The sequence below is a fragment of the Planctomycetota bacterium genome (assembly GCA_039819165.1).
GTDB lineage: Bacteria > Planctomycetota > Phycisphaerae > Phycisphaerales > UBA1924 > JAHCJI01.
This window is the reverse complement of sequence record JBCBSM010000001.1, coordinates 728,241-742,203: the sequence shown is the minus strand read 5'-3', so window position 1 is coordinate 742,203 and position 13,963 is coordinate 728,241. Positions and strand designations below refer to the sequence as shown.

Here is a 13,963-nt window from a genome sequence, read left to right as displayed (position 1 = left end):
CTGCCTCCGGTCTCGGAGGCCCGTCATGGGTAACCCCAACCAGATTGTTTCTGACCCCTTCACCGCCACCCTCATCCGCATCAAAGCCGCCCAGCTCTGCCGGCGCACCGACTTCTCCTGGTCGGACCGCGACGACCTGACGCAGCAGATGCTGCTGTATCTGCTGGAGAAGGCCCACCTGTTCGATCCCGCCCGGGGGAACATCGAGGCGTTCGTCACGAACGCCATCGATTCCTGGGTGGCGATGGAGCTGCGATTCCGTGGCCGCCACAAGCGGCGCGGCGATTACGAGGCGATCTCCCTTGAGGGAACGCTCGTCGAGTGCGACGGCGACGCCGTCCCGCTTCGCACGGTCCTCGGTCCTGCCGACCAGCAGCGCCGCCGCCAGTCCGCCCCCGCTTGCCAGTTTGATACCGCCGAGACCGCTGAGGCCGTCGCGGCGGTCATGGCCACCCTCGACCCGAAGGACCGGGACCTGCTTCGGCTCGTCGCCGAGCACGGCAAGGCGGCGGCCGCGCGCGAGTGGTCGCGCCGATCCGGCGCTTCGGTGAGCCGCCGGCAGATCCAGAACGCCCTCGAACGGTTCCGCGCCCGCTTCGAGGCGGCCGGGTTTGGGCTGGCCTGACCGCGCACCGGCGGCGGTGGCGGCATAGGTGACCCAAGAAGCGCCCCCCGACTGCCGGTTCTCTCTCTTCCCTCCGGAGGCCCCGGCCCCTCGACCACGGTGTACGCCGCGGCTCGAGGGGCTGGGTCTCACGGGTGGCGGTCGGTGCGCCCGTGAAAGGAGCTCCTGATGTTGACCGATGTGTTTCGATTCCGATTCGCCTCCCCTGCCGCTCTGGCGGAGGCAGAGGCCACGCTGCACCTGTCGATCCTGGCCGCGGAGGGCCTCTTCGGTGAGGCCCGGACCCGCACCGATGTGTCCTACCACGCCGATCCGCCCCGCGCTGCGCTGCTTGTCGATGGCGGCTCGCCCTGCGGGTCGGCCGTGGTCCGCATCTTCACGGCATTCCTGATCAAGGAGTTCGGGGCCGACGGGTTCGCAGTCCGGCGGATGCCCTGCGGTGGGCCCAGGAGCGGTCAGGCCCGCGCACCGCAGGGGGTGGCCGCCTGATGAGCGCGATACCCCAGAACACAGACGACCTCCACTCTTGCCTCGCCAGCGTGCTCATCCGCGAGCCCGCGGAGACCTACCACGCCCGTCGCGGCGATTGCCTGACCTCGCACCGGCTGGCTGAGTTCCGCTCGTGCCCGCTGCTGTTCCGGCGCAAGGAGATGGGGCTGATCCCGGACCGGGACAGCCACGCGTTCCTCGTCGGTCGGGCGGCGCACACGCTGATCCTCGAGGGCCGCGGGCGCTACGAGGCCGAGTACGCGGTCGGCGGGCCGATCAATCCGAAGACCGGGCAGCCCTACGGCTCGAACACGAAGGCGTTCGCCGAGTGGGCCGAGAAGCGCGGCAAGCCCGTGCTGGCCGACACCGACGCCGCGACGGTCGAGCAGATGGCGGCGAGCGTGCGCGAGCATCTGTTTGCCCGCGAGCTGTTGGCCGAGGGCGTCGCGGAGGGCGTCGTCCGCGGCCGGATGAACGGCGTGCTGTGCCAAGCCCGGTTCGACTGGATCAACCCCAAGGACGGACGCGGGCTCGTTGATCTGAAGACCTGCGACTCGATCGACTCATTCGAGTGGCACATCGACGCATTCAAGTACCTGCACCAGCTCGCGTTCTACCGGGCGCTGCTCGCCGTCGTGAGCGGTGTCACGTTGCCCGTCCACATCATCGCGGTCGAGAAGCGCGAGCCGTTCCGCTGCGGCGTGTGGCAGATCGCGCCGCGGTGCCTCGATGCTGCCCAGGCCGAGAACGACCGCGCCATCGAAGAGCTCATCCGTTGCCGGGAGACCGGCCAGTGGCCCACGGGTTTCGAGTCCCTGCGGCTGTACGACCGCATGCCCTTCAACACCGAGTCCTGAACCACACCACCAACAACAAGGAGACCCATCGATCATGACCGCACTCGCACACATCCAGAAGGGCCGCACGCTGATGCCGCGTCGTGTGATGCTCTACGGCGTCCACGGCGTCGGCAAGTCCACCTTCGGCGCGATGGCCGAGACGCCCGTTTTCATCACGACCGAAGAGGGCACCAACGACATCGACTGCGATCGCTTCCCGCTGGCGACCAAGTACGCCGACGTGCTCGGGGCGCTGTCGGCGCTCTACAGCGATGAGCACGGCTACCAGACGGTGGTCATCGACTCTCTCGACTGGCTCGAGCGGCTGATCTGGGCCGAGGTCTGCGCGAAGCGCGGCGTCGAGACGATCGAGGACATCGGCTACGCCAAGGGATATATCTTCGCGCTGACGCAATGGCGCGAGGTCCTGGCGGGGCTCGACGCTTTGCGGACCGAGCGCGGGATGCAGGTGGTCCTGATCGCGCACGCCGCGATCGAGAAGTTCGCCAACCCCGAGACCGACACCTACGACCGCTACGTGCCCCGCCTGCAGAAGCAGGCCTCGGCGCTGATCCAGGAGTGGTGCGACGAAGTGCTCTTCGCCACCTACCGCGTCCACACGAAGACCCAGAGCGAGGGCTTCGACCGCAAGCGCACGCAGGGCATCGGCACGGGCGAGCGGATCCTCCGCACGACCGAGCGGCCCGCCCATGTCGCCAAGAACCGACTGAACCTGCCCGACGAGCTGCCGCTGGATTACCGCGTGTTCGCGGCGCTGGCGCGTGGCGAGGGCGATCCGACCGTCGTCATCGAGAACGCCAACCAGAACGAGATCAACCAGCAAACCAAGCAGCAAGGAGCCTGACCCATGGCAGACCTGAACGGATTCGACGCGAACAACGTGGAGCCCAATGCCGGCTTCGACCCCATCCCCGCCGGCAAGTACGTGGCCGCCATCACGGCCAGCGCCATGAAGCCGACCAAGAACGGCAAGGGCGAGTACCTGGAACTCGAGATGGAGGTGCTGGAGGGGCCGTTCAAGGGCCGCAAGCTCTGGGACCGCCTGACCCTCAAGCACCCCAACACGCAGACGGTCGAGATCGCCAAGGGCACGCTGTCGGCGATCTGCCGGGCGGTGAATGTGCTGCGGCCCCGCGACTCGGTCGAACTGCACAACCTGCCGGTGGTGGTCAGCGTCGCGATCAAGACTCGCGAGGACAACGGCGAGCCGACCAACACCATCAAGGGCTACGCCAAGCGGGACACCGGCGTCGCGCCGCAGCGCCCGATGGCGGCCGCCTCGGGAGGGACGCCGCCGTGGAAGCGCTGACCGCCGCTGCGGCGGGAGACGGCGCGTTCGTCGTTGAGCTGCCGTACCCGCCAAGCGTGAACCACTACTGGCGTCGCGTCGGCGATCGGACGCTCATCAGCCGCGAGGGACGGAAGTTCCGCAAGCGGGTCTGCGCCCGGCTCGAGCGGCGAACCGCCGAGCCCATGTCGGGCCGGGTGGCGGTGCATGTCACCGCCCACCCGCCCGACCGGCGGCGGCGTGATCTGGACAACGCGATGAAGGCCCTGCTCGACGCCCTCGGGCACGGCGGGGTGTACGAGGACGACGGCCAGATCGACCGGCTCGAGATCGAGCGCGGACCGGTCGTGCCCGGGGGCAAGGTGGTCGTGCGCGTAAGCGTGCTACCGGGAGAGCGTGATGATGATCGACGGTAGGAAATTGGACCTATGGCTTAGAGGCCCGAAGCCGGGCGGCGATTTCATCCGCGGTTGGCAACCCGCCGGGGTACATGCGGCAACCCATGCTCGGCGAAATCGGCTTGGGCATCCCGAAGATGTCGTTTCCTCCGACAAGAGCGGTCGGGGTCGCATAGCCGCGGCGAAGGTCGTCCTCGGCCAGCGATTCTTGATCGATGTAGACCACCTGGAATCCGCCGACGGCCTCGGCAGCAGCCTCGACGCGCTCGGTGAACGGCGGCGTGTTGGGACATCCAGCAAAGCCGAGTACCTCGATCTTCACAGCGCCTCCGGGATCTGGAGCGGCGGCCTGCTGGCATCCCACAAGGGCGAAGACGAGACAGAGGCCGGCAAGGGTGCGTCGCATGGTCACATCGTAACGCCGCCCGGGCCGGGGGTATTCCAATGAGCCAACTCAGGCCCTACCAACGCGATGCGGTCGATGCGGTGTGGAACCACATCGCCACCAGCGATACGAACCCAGCCGTCGTGCTTCCGACCGGCTCGGGCAAGACCCACGTCATCGCCGAGCTGTGCCGCGACGCGGTCCAGAAGTGGAACGGGCGGGTGATCGTGGTCGCCCACGTGAAGGAGCTGATCGAGCAGGCGGCGGGCAAGCTGCAGGCCGTTGCGCCGGACCTGCCGGTGGGCGTGTTCAGCGCCGGGCTCGGTCGGCGGGATCTCGGGTACGCCGTGACGATCGCGGGCATCCAGTCGGTCTACCAGCGGGCGCACGATCTCGGTCCGCTCGACCTGGTCATCGTCGACGAGGCGCATCTGATCCCCCCGGACGGCGAGGGCATGTACCGCCGCTTCCTGGCCGACGCGCGGGACCTGTGCGACCACCAGCGCGTCATCGGTCTGACGGCGACGCCGTACCGCATGAAGACCGGCACGATCTGCGGCCCCGACTCCGTCCTGCACGAGGTGTGCTTCGAGGCGGACGTGCGCGAGCTGATCGTGCAGGGCTACCTGTGCCCGCTCAAGAGCCGGGCAGGGAAGGCGGTCGCCGACACCAGCGACATCCATGTACGGGGCGGGGAGTTCGTCGCCGGCGAGCTCGAGGACCGCATGGACGAGGACGGGCTGGTCGAGGCGGCGTGCGCCGAGGTCGTCCTCGCTACGGCCGACCGGCGCAGCGTGCTGATCTTCTGTTCGGGCGTCCGGCACGGCGAGCACGTGGTGCGGGTGCTGCGTGAGAGGCACGGCGTCGAGTGCGGGTTCGTCGAGGGCGGGACACCAGCCAAGGAGCGCGACGCGCTGATCGCCCGCTTCAAGTCGGGCGAGCTGAAGTACCTGGCGAACGTGAACGTGCTGACGACGGGCTTCGACGCCCCGAATGTCGACTGCGTGGCGATGCTGCGCCCGACGATGAGCCCCGGGCTCTACTACCAGATGGTCGGGCGGGGATTCCGCCTGGCCGAGGGCAAGACCGAGTGCCTGGTGTTGGACTTCGGCGGCAACGTGCTCCGGCATGGCCCGGTAGACGCGATCCGTCTGGCGGACACCAAGGACGCCTCCGGTGAAGCCCCCGCCAAGCAGTGCCCCGAGTGCGATGCGCTGATCCACGCGGCGTATGCCGTCTGTCCCGAGTGCGGGCACAAGTTCCCGCCGCGGCAGGTCAAGCACGCGGCGATCGCCTCGGACGAGGAGGTCGTCACCGGCTCGGAAGGCCCGGCCCGGCGCGACGAGCGCGTCATCGAGGTCGCGTACTACGTCCACCACAAGCGCAACGACCCGCTCGCCAAGCCGACGATGCGCGTCGAGTACCGCGTTGGGTTCAACCGCTGGGCCCGCGAGTGGCTCTGCTTCGAGCACCCCGAGGGCGGCTTCGCCCGGCGGAAGGCCGAGCAGTGGTGGCGAGAGCGGTCCAATGACGCGCCCCCGTCTTCGGTCGAGGAAGCCGTCGAGTGGGCGAACGCGGGCGCGGTGGCCCGGACCGAGCGCATCACGCTGGAGAAGAAGCCCGGCGACGAGTGGGAGCGGATCGTCGGCTACGCGCTCGGCGACAAGCCGCCGCGGTTGGAGGATCCCGACAACCTGCCTGAACACGCCCTCGCGGCGCTCGGCTACAGCGACGACGAGGTGCCGTTCTGATGCAGGACGCGCCGCACCCATCGGATTCACCCCGTCGCAACGGCACGCTCGCTTCGCACGCATCGGCCTGCGTGGCCGCGGGGCTATGCGCCCTGCCCGCGATCCGCCGCGGCGAGGAGAAGCGCGTCGCCCTGTCCTCGTGGAAGCCGTACCAGACGCGGCTGCCGTCTGGCGACGAGTTGGGTTCGTGGTTCAACCCCGAGTCGTCCCCAACCGCGATGTGCCTCGTGTGCGGGGCGGTCTCGGGCCACCTGGAGATGATCGACTTCGACAACTGGGACGGCGGCGGCGGCGAGGCCTTCGAGGCGTGGCGTGAGGCGGTCGAGGCGGCGTCGCCGGGACTGCTCGAGCGGCTGGTCATAGAGACAACGCCGTCGGGTGGCAGGCACGTCGTCTACCGCTGCGAGACGCCCGTGTCGGGCAACACCAAGCTCGCCCAGCGTCGGATTGATGTCGATAGCGACGAGCCGGTCGTCGTGGGCAGCAAGGAGTACGCGCCGAGGCGCGATGCGTCGGGCGCGTGGGTGGTCACGGTGACCATCATCGAGACGCGGGGCGAGGGCGGTCTGTTCCTGTGCGACCCCTCGCCGGGCTACGAGGTCGTCCAGGGCGACCTGTGCGAGCCGCCGCTGATCACCGCCGACGAACGGGACGTGCTGCTCGGGTGTGCCTCGGCGCTGGACGAAACGCCCCAGCCGGTGATCGGCGGTGGTCTCGCACCCTCCAACTCTTCGGCATTCCCGAATAGTTGCCCCTCCCGTCCCGGCGACGACTTCAACGACCGGGGCGACCCGCGCGAGATCCTGCTCCGGCACGGGTGGGTGATGGTCCGTTCCGGGGAGTTGGGGGGGAACGAGCACTGGCGTCGGCCCGGCAAGTCGGCGGGCACGAGCGCGACGCTGAAGGACCGGGTCTTCTACGTCTTCAGCACCAACGCCGCGCCGTTCGAGGCACACAAGGGCTACTCGCCGTTCGCGGTCTACGCGCTGCTCGAGCACCACGGCGACTTCGCGGCCGCGGCGTCGGCGCTCGCGACGGAGGGCTACGGCTCGCGCGAGCACACGACCGGCGTCGACCTCTCGGCGTTCATGACCGACACGCCGCCAGCGACCGGGCCGCTCGAGCCCTGCCCCGTGCCGGTGGGCGAGCTCGTCGCGGCGTACCCGCAGCTGCGCGAGCCCGTGATCCACGGCCTGCTCCGCGCCGGCGAGACCATGAACGTGATCGCCAGTCCCAAGACCGGCAAGAGCTGGCTCACGCTCGACCTGGCGATCGCTGTTGCCACCGGTCGGCCGTGGCTCGGGCGCTACCAGACCGAGGCCGGGCCGGTCCTGATCATCGACAACGAGCTGCACCGCGAGACCAGCGCCCACCGCCTGCCGAAGGTCGCCCAGGCCCGGGGTGTGGCGATGCGCGAGATCGCCGAGCGGATCTTCGTGGACAACCTGCGCGGGCGGCTCCAGGACATCTTCACGCTCGCGCCGTACTTCGAGGCCCTCGAGCCCGGGCGGTTCAAGGTCATCGTGCTCGACGCCTTCTACCGCTTTATGCCCGCCGGCGGAGACGAGAACGACAACGGCACGATGGCCAACATCTACAACCGCATCGATGCCTTCGCGGACCGCCTCGGCTGCTGTTTCGTGCTCATCCACCACTCGACCAAAGGCAGCCAGAGCGGCAAGAGCGTGACCGATGTCGGGGCCGGGGCGGGCGCACAGTCCCGGGCCACCGACACGCACCTCGTTCTGCGGCCGCACGAGGAAGACGGCGTGGTCGTGCTCGACGCGGCCGTGCGGTCCTGGCCGCCCATCGACCCGACCTGCCTGCGCTGGGACTTCCCGGTGTGGTCGGTCGACGACACGCTCGACCCAGCGTCGCTCAAGAACGAGCGGCCCGGTAAGAAGAAGGACGCCTCGCCCAAGGCGGACAAGCCCGCGGAGCCGTCGTGGGGCGTGGAGCGGTTCGTCGCCCGGTTCATCTCGGCCGAGCCGGTCGGCAAGGCCGAGATCCGCGAGGACGCCAAGGGCGAGCCCGGGCTGTCCTGGCGTCGCGTGGCAGACCTGCTGGACATCGCCGAGGGCGAGGGGCGGATCGAGCGCGTCCGCCTGCCGGGCCGGGGCGGGCGCTGGGGCTACGCACTGCCGGGCGGGGAGGCCTCGTCATGACCCGTAGATCGCCCTTGAACTCGGAGCGCCTCGAACTCGGAGCGCACAGAGTTCACCCCCAAATCTGTGCGCGCTTCAAGTTGAACTCGAAGCGCGCGCACCCCCCCATACCCCCCCGCGGGCGTGCGCTCACGCTTCGCCCGCGGGAACTCGAAGCGCGTGCGCGCTCTAAGTTCGCGCTCCGAGTTCGGGAGGGGCAGGGCCATGACGGGCGGTGTAGGTACTTCCCAGGGGGGGTGGCCAGCCGACGCCCGCGGGAACAGCCGCAATCCCCGACTGAGTTTGTTTCGCCTGTCCGGTCCGCCCCGCAAGCCCTCGCCTGTCCGGCCCCGGGTCTGCCCACGTCCGCCCGTGTCGCGCCCGGCGGCGGACCCCCGATCCAACCCCCGATCCCGCCAACCGGCCCCGCACGGGCGAACGTCGCCCGACGGTCCACCGGCCTGTTCACCCTGATCCCCAACCCCGAAGCACGGAGGCTCCTGCCATGAAGATCGAACTGCGTCCCCTCGCCGACATCACCCCGTACGAGAACAACCCCCGGATCAACGACGGCGCGGTCGATGCTGTTGCCGCGTCGCTGCGCGAGTTCGGGTTCCGCCAGCCGATCGTGGTGGACACCGAGGGCGTCATCGTCTGCGGCCACACCCGCTACAAGGCGGCGCTCAAGCTCGGGCTGGAGAAGGCCCCGGTGCATGTCGCCAAGGACCTGAGCCCGGCGCAGATCAAGGCGTACCGCATCGCCGACAACAAGAGCGGCGAGTTGGCCGAGTGGAACTTCGACCTCTTGCCCATCGAGCTCGGCGAGCTGCAGGCGATGGAGTTCGACCTCGCCGCGCTGGGCTTCGACGAGAAGGAGCTGACCAAGCTGCTCAACGCCGGCGGGAACGCGGGGCTGACCGACCCCGACGAGGTGCCGTCGCCCCCCGATGAGGCGACCACGCGTCCGGGCGACCTGTGGATCCTCGGCAAGCACCGGCTGCTGTGCGGCGATAGCAGCAGCGCCACAGATCTTGACCGCCTGCTCGACGGCGAGGTGATCCACCTGGTCAACACCGACCCGCCGTACAACGTGAAGGTCGAGCCGCGGAGCAACAACGCCATCGCGGCGGGTAACAGCTCGTTCAGCAAGCAGGCCGGGAAGCCGCAGACGCATCACCAAAAGCTCGACCTCGCTCGGCACCCGGAGAAGGCCAAGCCAACCGGCAGCAAGATGCGAGCGAAGGACCGGCCGCTGGCCAACGACTTCGTCACCGACGACGCCTTCGACGCGCTCCTGCTCGCGTGGTTCGGCAACGCGGCGCGGGTGCTCAAGCCGGGCGGGTCGTTCTACATCTGGGGCGGCTACGCGAACCTCGGCAACTACCCGGGGCCGCTTGAGGCGTGCGGGCTGTACTTCAGCCAGGGGATCGTGTGGGACAAGCAGCACCCGGTGCTGACCCGCAAGGACTTCATGGGCGCGTTCGAGATCTGCTTCTACGGCTGGAAGGAGGGCGCGGGTCACAGCTTCTACGGCCCCAACAACGCCACCGACCTCTGGCACGTCAAGAAGGTCAACCCGCAGAGCATGGTTCATCTGACCGAGAAACCCGTCGAGCTCGCGGCCCGCGCGATCCAGTACTCGTCCAAGCCCGGCGAGAACGTGCTCGACCTCTTCGGCGGCTCGGGCTCGACGATGATCGCCTGCGAGCAGCAAGGCCGGCGCGGGTTTCTGATGGAACTCGACCCGCTGTACTGCGATGTAATCGTGCAGCGGTGGGAGGCGTTCACGGGGAAGAAAGCCGAGCGGGTTCCGGCGAACCCTGTGGCCGAAGAGAAAGCCCCGGCGACGGCCGAGGCGTGAGGGAGGGGGACGCGATGCGGTCAGTCGCTCGGGCCCTTCTCTCGGAGGGCGTGGTACTCGGTCATTCCGTCGAGATGGACATCGGTCGTCGCCGGGAAGTTCCGCCGGCGTTCGGTGGTGACGATGCCGCGCTCGAGCAGGAACGCCAGCGCCGTCGCGGCCTGGGTGATCGGGATCTGCGCGGCGGCGGCGAGCGTCTCGACGGTGTCGCCTTCGCCGTGTTCGTCGAAGCGCCAGCAGACGCGCTTGAAGGCCCACATCGTGCATCGGTGCTCGTAGGGCGAGCCGACCCTGGGTATGACGCTGCGCACCAGGCTGCCGTCGGTGTCGACGCGGAACGACTCGGTGCGCTGGGGCCGGGGCTCTTGGTCGGGCCGGTACATTCAGCGGCCCCCCTTCGGCTCGGCGGCGACGAACAGGCCGCGGTCGGTCTTCTTGAAGCGGGCCGCGTCGCCCTTCTTGGAGATCTCTCGGATGATCGCGGCATAGAGCGTGGCGTGCGGCGTCTTGCCGCTGGTGGTCCAGCCCGCCGCGATCGCCCGCTCGGCGATGGCCTTAGCCGCCAGCGGCTCGCCCGCTTCGGCGAGGACCTTCGCGGCGCGGTCGAGCCCGCTCGGCTTGAGATCCGTCGCGGGCTTCTTCGGGCGCGGCTGCTTGGGGGCTTTGCCCTTCGCGTACGCCTCCAGGTTCGCATCGTTGGCGATCTCCTTCGGGCTGGGCACCTCGTGGTCTTGCGGGGCGGTCTTGGCCTGCCGGGCTCGCTTGGTCTTCGCCGCGCCATCAGCCCGGGCGGCGCTCGCGGACATGCGGGGGGTCTTCTTGGCCGGGGCCTTCTTCGCAGCCGTCTTGCTGCTGGCCTTCTTGGTGGTCGTCTTCTTGGTGGTGGTCTTCTTCGTCATGTCGGTACTCCTTCGTGTTCCAAAAACAGCGAAGCCCGCAACGAGCGGGCTTCAGAGGGGTCGGATCTCAATGTCCCGGTTGCAGGCCGGGCATGTGGTTCGTGTTGCCGGGGCTGCTTTGCGGCCCGCCTCGTACGCCCGCTCGAGCGCTTCCTTGATCGACCAGACCGAGAGGTCGTGGAAGTCGAGGCTGTCCATGTTGCGGGCCTCGAGGGTTTCGAGGCCGAGCACCTCGCGGGCAATGCGGTTGATGGCGGTGTCGCGTGCTTTGCTCATGGTCGTCTGCTCCTTCGGGGTGCGGTGCGTTTAGTTGGCGTCGGCGTCGTCCGCCTCGGCCAGGAAGTCCTCGATGCGCTCGCGCTCCATCCCGCTCATGCTCATCACCAGCTCGATCATCCCCTCGCGGATGCGGCCGAGGTCGCCCGGGTAGCCCCAGTGCTTCTCGGCGAGCGCGGCCCGCTTGGCGTGGGCGTCGAGCTCCATCTGCAGGACGTCAATCAGGCGGGCGATGTCGCTGCGGCGCTTTGCGTAGGCCTGGCTGGCGGTTTCGTTCGTGGTCGTCATGGCGTGGTCTCCTTCGGGTGGTCTATGCCGCGGGGATCCGCCCCGCGTGTGACACATGAAGCCATGACATCCGGCCAAAGGGAAGGCGTTTTGGCCTGCATTTGCAGATGTTTTCGAGATTCTGCGGCGATGTGGCGGCAAGGTCCGGGAGGTGCGCGATGACTCCCGAACACGCGCCTAGCGACGCCGGGCCGCAGCGCCTCAACCCGGCCGCGATGTCCCCGGCCGACGCGGCCCGGGTACTCACCCGCGTGGGCGGAAGCCCCGTCACCGAAGACATGCTCCGGCGGGACATCGACGCCGGCGCGCCGACCAACGCGGACGGAAGCATCAACCTCGTGCAGTACGCCGCGTGGCTCGTGCAGCAGATGAGCGCCGGGGGTGGTCGTGGCGAGTGATTCGAACCAGCCTGTCCAGCCGAGGATCGACCCGCGCTCGCTCAAGCCGTCGGAGACGTGCCGGCTGCTGAACTCGACCCCGCTGGGCGAGGTGATCAACGAGCGGCAGCTGCACCGCCACCGCACGCGGGCGGGTTTTCGGATTGGGGACGGCAAGACCGTCGACCTGTTTCGATACACCGCCTGGCTGGTGGCGACGCGGCACGAGCCGAAGCCAGAGCCATCGGAGCATGAACTCTCGGGCTACGACGCGGTGCGCGAGCGGGCCCGCGAGAGGAACAAAGCCCTCTCGCTCTCGGGCCGGAACATCGGCGAGCTTCCGCCGGTCGGCAACCCCGAGCGCAAGCGACGCTGCACCGAGTCGTTCAAAGCCTTCTGCGACACCTACTTTCCCCAGACCTTCCACCTGCCGTGGTCGGACGATCACCTCAAGGTGATCGCCAAACTGGAGACGGCGGTGCTCGAGGGCGGCCTGTTCGCGATGGCCATGCCGCGCGGCAGCGGGAAGACCACGCTCTGCGAGACCGCCTGCCTCTGGGCCATCCTGATCGGGGCCCGGCCGTTCGTGTGTCTGATCGGCTCGGACGAGGAGCACGCGGCCTCGATGCTGGAGAGCATCAAGAGCGAACTGGAGAACAACGACCTGCTGGCCGACGACTTCCCGGAAGCGTGCTACCCGATCCGCAGCCTGGAAGGCATCCACCAGCGGGCTTCGGGCCAGCTCTACAGGGGCGAGCCGACGCACATCGGTTGGACCGCCAAGGAGATCGTGCTGCCGACCATTGAGGGCTCGGCGGCGTCGGGGGCCATCATCGCCGTTGCGGGGATCACCGGACGCATCCGGGGCATGAAACGAAAGCGTCCGGACGGCCAGAGCGTCCGCCCGTCGCTCGTGCTCATCGATGACCCGCAGACCGACGAGTCGGCCCGGAGCCCCAGCCAGTGCGCAGCACGGGAGCGAGTGCTCGCCGGGGCCATCCTCGGCCTCGCCGGGCCGGGGCAGAAGATCGCGGGGCTGATGACGGTGACCGTCGTCCGCCCCGACGACCTGGCCGACCGGCTGCTCGACCGCGACAAGCATCCCCAGTGGCAGGGCGAGCGGACGAAGATGGTCTATGCCTTCCCGGCCGACGAGGCGCTGTGGGCCAGGTACGCCGAGATCCGGGCCGAGGGCTTGCGGGCCGACCGGGGTCTCTCGCAGGCGACGGCGTTCTACAAGCGGAACCGCAGGAAGATGGACGCCGGCGCATCGATCGCCTGGCCGGCGCGGTTCAACCACGACGAGCTCAGCGCCGTCCAGCACGCGATGAACCTCAAGCTCCAGGACGAGGCTGCGTTCTGGGCCGAGTACCAGAACGAGCCGCTGCCCGAAGTCGCGGCCGACGACGACCTGCTCACGCCCGAGCAGATCGCGGCCAAGACCAATGGCATGCCGCGGGGTGTTGTGCCCATCGGCTGCACACGTGCGACCGCGTTCATCGACGTGCAGGGCAAGCTGCTGTTCTGGCTCGTCGCGGGCTGGGAGGACGACTTCACCGGCTACGTGCTCGACTACGGCGCGTGGCCGGACCCAAAGCAGCAGTACTTCTCGCTGCGCGACGCTCGGCGCACGCTGCTGGCCGAGTTCCCAAGGGCGGGCCAGGAGGGCGCGATCTACGCCGGGCTCGAGGCCCTGACCGGCGACCTGCTCGGCAAGGCGTGGCGGCGCGACGACGGGACAGACCTGCGCATCGAGCGCTGCCTGATCGATGCGAACTGGGGGCAGTCGTCGGACGTGGTGTACCAGTTCTGCCGCCAGTCGCCCCACGCCGGGATCGTCATGCCCAGCCACGGTCGGTACGTGGGCGCGAGCAGCATCCCCTTCAGCGACTACAAGCGCAAGCGCGGTGAGCGTGTCGGGCTCAACTGGCGCGTGCCACTGGTGACCGGCAAGCGGGCCGTGCGGCACGTGGTCTACGACACGAACTACTGGAAGAGCTTCACGCACGCGCGGCTCGCGGTCCCGATGGGCGACCCGGGCTGCCTGTCGCTCTTCGGCCGCGAGGCCTCACGGCACCGCCTGCTGGCCGACCACCTGACCAGCGAGTACCGGGTGAAGACCGAGGGCCGCGGCCGGACGGTCGACGAGTGGAAGCTGCGGGTCGCGGGCCTCGACAACCACTGGCTCGACTGCCTGGTCGGCTCGGCGGTCGCGGCGTCCATGCAGGGGTCGGTGCTGTTCGGGACGGATCACAAGCCCGTCAGCAAGCCTCGAATCAAACTCTCAGAGCTCCGCCGCGCATCAGTGTGAATGGGCTTCGA

16 protein-coding genes are annotated in these 13,963 nt (G+C 68.9%); 11 read left to right on the top strand and 5 right to left on the bottom strand.

Going from position 1 to position 13,963, the window contains the following annotated elements; all coding sequences use genetic code 11:
* The first annotated feature begins 25 nt into the window (after positions 1–25).
* From AAFX79_03300 to AAFX79_03275, 6 genes are all read left to right on the top strand, one after another.
* Positions 26–625, top strand: coding sequence for a hypothetical protein (locus AAFX79_03300; GenBank protein ID MEO1007569.1), 600 nt, complete (start codon positions 26–28; stop codon positions 623–625).
* A gap of 168 nt (positions 626–793) precedes the next feature.
* Positions 794–1,114 carry a hypothetical protein gene (locus tag AAFX79_03295; protein ID MEO1007568.1) on the top strand — a complete coding sequence of 107 codons (321 nt, stop codon included), beginning with the start codon at positions 794–796 and terminating at the stop codon, positions 1,112–1,114.
* The gene (locus AAFX79_03290; GenBank protein ID MEO1007567.1) at positions 1,114–1,971 is read left to right on the top strand and encodes a PD-(D/E)XK nuclease-like domain-containing protein; all 858 of its coding nucleotides are present in this window, start codon (positions 1,114–1,116) and stop codon (positions 1,969–1,971) included. The genes AAFX79_03295 and AAFX79_03290 overlap by 1 nt, the downstream gene beginning before the upstream one ends.
* A gap of 34 nt (positions 1,972–2,005) precedes the next feature.
* On the top strand, positions 2,006–2,818 hold the full coding sequence (locus tag AAFX79_03285) for an ATP-binding protein (GenBank protein ID MEO1007566.1): 813 nt from the start codon (positions 2,006–2,008) through the stop codon (positions 2,816–2,818).
* A 3-nt stretch (positions 2,819–2,821) separates the two neighbouring features.
* Positions 2,822–3,283: a DUF669 domain-containing protein gene (locus AAFX79_03280; protein ID MEO1007565.1), complete on the top strand. Its 462-nt coding sequence runs from the start codon at positions 2,822–2,824 to the stop codon at positions 3,281–3,283.
* Positions 3,271–3,678, top strand: a complete 408-nt coding sequence (locus AAFX79_03275; protein MEO1007564.1) for a RusA family crossover junction endodeoxyribonuclease — start codon at positions 3,271–3,273, stop codon at positions 3,676–3,678. The genes AAFX79_03280 and AAFX79_03275 overlap by 13 nt, the downstream gene beginning before the upstream one ends.
* 10 nt (positions 3,679–3,688) lie before the next feature.
* On the opposite strand, the gene AAFX79_03270 is transcribed toward AAFX79_03275, so the two are convergent.
* Positions 3,689–4,066 carry a hypothetical protein gene (locus AAFX79_03270; protein MEO1007563.1) on the bottom strand — a complete coding sequence of 126 codons (378 nt, stop codon included), beginning with the start codon at positions 4,064–4,066 and terminating at the stop codon, positions 3,689–3,691.
* Positions 4,067–4,104: 38 nt separating this feature from the next.
* Here AAFX79_03270 and AAFX79_03265 point away from each other — a divergent pair, with 38 nt between their 5' ends.
* The 3 genes from AAFX79_03265 (at position 4,105) to AAFX79_03255 (ending at position 9,801) form a co-directional block, all read left to right on the top strand.
* A complete protein-coding gene (locus AAFX79_03265) occupies positions 4,105–5,796 on the top strand; it encodes a DEAD/DEAH box helicase family protein (protein ID MEO1007562.1) in 1,692 nt (563 codons plus the stop codon).
* Entirely contained in the window at positions 5,796–7,961 is a 2,166-nt protein-coding gene (locus AAFX79_03260; protein ID MEO1007561.1) for an AAA family ATPase, read from the top strand. The genes AAFX79_03265 and AAFX79_03260 overlap by 1 nt, the downstream gene beginning before the upstream one ends.
* A gap of 484 nt (positions 7,962–8,445) precedes the next feature.
* Positions 8,446–9,801, top strand: a complete 1,356-nt coding sequence (locus AAFX79_03255; GenBank protein MEO1007560.1) for a DNA modification methylase — start codon at positions 8,446–8,448, stop codon at positions 9,799–9,801.
* 20 nt (positions 9,802–9,821) lie between these two features.
* Here the strand turns inward: AAFX79_03255 and AAFX79_03250 are convergent, their stop codons facing one another.
* From AAFX79_03250 to AAFX79_03235, 4 genes are read right to left on the bottom strand one after another with little or no spacing between them, the layout of a single operon-like run.
* Entirely contained in the window at positions 9,822–10,184 is a 363-nt protein-coding gene (locus AAFX79_03250; GenBank protein ID MEO1007559.1) for a hypothetical protein, read from the bottom strand.
* Positions 10,185–10,700 (bottom strand): winged helix-turn-helix domain-containing protein, encoded by a 516-nt coding sequence (locus tag AAFX79_03245; GenBank protein MEO1007558.1) that lies wholly within the window; start codon positions 10,698–10,700, stop codon positions 10,185–10,187.
* 51 nt (positions 10,701–10,751) lie between these two features.
* Positions 10,752–10,976 (bottom strand): hypothetical protein, encoded by a 225-nt coding sequence (locus AAFX79_03240; protein ID MEO1007557.1) that lies wholly within the window; start codon positions 10,974–10,976, stop codon positions 10,752–10,754.
* Positions 10,977–11,006: 30 nt separating this feature from the next.
* Positions 11,007–11,264, bottom strand: a complete 258-nt coding sequence (locus AAFX79_03235; GenBank protein ID MEO1007556.1) for a hypothetical protein — start codon at positions 11,262–11,264, stop codon at positions 11,007–11,009.
* Positions 11,265–11,422: 158 nt separating this feature from the next.
* Between AAFX79_03235 and AAFX79_03230 the strand changes: the two genes are divergently transcribed.
* Together AAFX79_03230 and AAFX79_03225 are read left to right on the top strand one after the other, a co-directional pair.
* Positions 11,423–11,662, top strand: coding sequence for a hypothetical protein (locus AAFX79_03230; protein ID MEO1007555.1), 240 nt, complete (start codon positions 11,423–11,425; stop codon positions 11,660–11,662).
* Positions 11,652–13,952, top strand: a complete 2,301-nt coding sequence (locus AAFX79_03225) for a terminase gpA endonuclease subunit (protein MEO1007554.1) — start codon at positions 11,652–11,654, stop codon at positions 13,950–13,952. The genes AAFX79_03230 and AAFX79_03225 overlap by 11 nt, the downstream gene beginning before the upstream one ends.
* Positions 13,953–13,963: the final 11 nt, after the last annotated feature.

What these genes read in the sequence shown, in the direction of transcription:
- AAFX79_03300 (MEO1007569.1), top strand. Translation starts at nt 26, where the DNA reads ATGGGTAACCCCAACCAGATTGTTTCTGACCCCTTCACCGCCACCCTC.
- AAFX79_03295 (MEO1007568.1), top strand. Translation starts at nt 794, where the DNA reads ATGTTGACCGATGTGTTTCGATTCCGATTCGCCTCCCCTGCCGCTCTG.
- AAFX79_03290 (MEO1007567.1), top strand. Translation starts at nt 1,114, where the DNA reads ATGAGCGCGATACCCCAGAACACAGACGACCTCCACTCTTGCCTCGCC.
- AAFX79_03285 (MEO1007566.1), top strand. Translation starts at nt 2,006, where the DNA reads ATGACCGCACTCGCACACATCCAGAAGGGCCGCACGCTGATGCCGCGT.
- AAFX79_03280 (MEO1007565.1), top strand. Translation starts at nt 2,822, where the DNA reads ATGGCAGACCTGAACGGATTCGACGCGAACAACGTGGAGCCCAATGCC.
- AAFX79_03270 (MEO1007563.1), bottom strand. Translation starts at nt 4,066, where the DNA reads ATGCGACGCACCCTTGCCGGCCTCTGTCTCGTCTTCGCCCTTGTGGGA.
- AAFX79_03265 (MEO1007562.1), top strand. Translation starts at nt 4,105, where the DNA reads ATGAGCCAACTCAGGCCCTACCAACGCGATGCGGTCGATGCGGTGTGG.
- AAFX79_03260 (MEO1007561.1), top strand. Translation starts at nt 5,796, where the DNA reads ATGCAGGACGCGCCGCACCCATCGGATTCACCCCGTCGCAACGGCACG.
- AAFX79_03255 (MEO1007560.1), top strand. Translation starts at nt 8,446, where the DNA reads ATGAAGATCGAACTGCGTCCCCTCGCCGACATCACCCCGTACGAGAAC.
- AAFX79_03250 (MEO1007559.1), bottom strand. Translation starts at nt 10,184, where the DNA reads ATGTACCGGCCCGACCAAGAGCCCCGGCCCCAGCGCACCGAGTCGTTC.
- AAFX79_03245 (MEO1007558.1), bottom strand. Translation starts at nt 10,700, where the DNA reads ATGACGAAGAAGACCACCACCAAGAAGACGACCACCAAGAAGGCCAGC.
- AAFX79_03240 (MEO1007557.1), bottom strand. Translation starts at nt 10,976, where the DNA reads ATGAGCAAAGCACGCGACACCGCCATCAACCGCATTGCCCGCGAGGTG.
- AAFX79_03235 (MEO1007556.1), bottom strand. Translation starts at nt 11,264, where the DNA reads ATGACGACCACGAACGAAACCGCCAGCCAGGCCTACGCAAAGCGCCGC.
- AAFX79_03230 (MEO1007555.1), top strand. Translation starts at nt 11,423, where the DNA reads ATGACTCCCGAACACGCGCCTAGCGACGCCGGGCCGCAGCGCCTCAAC.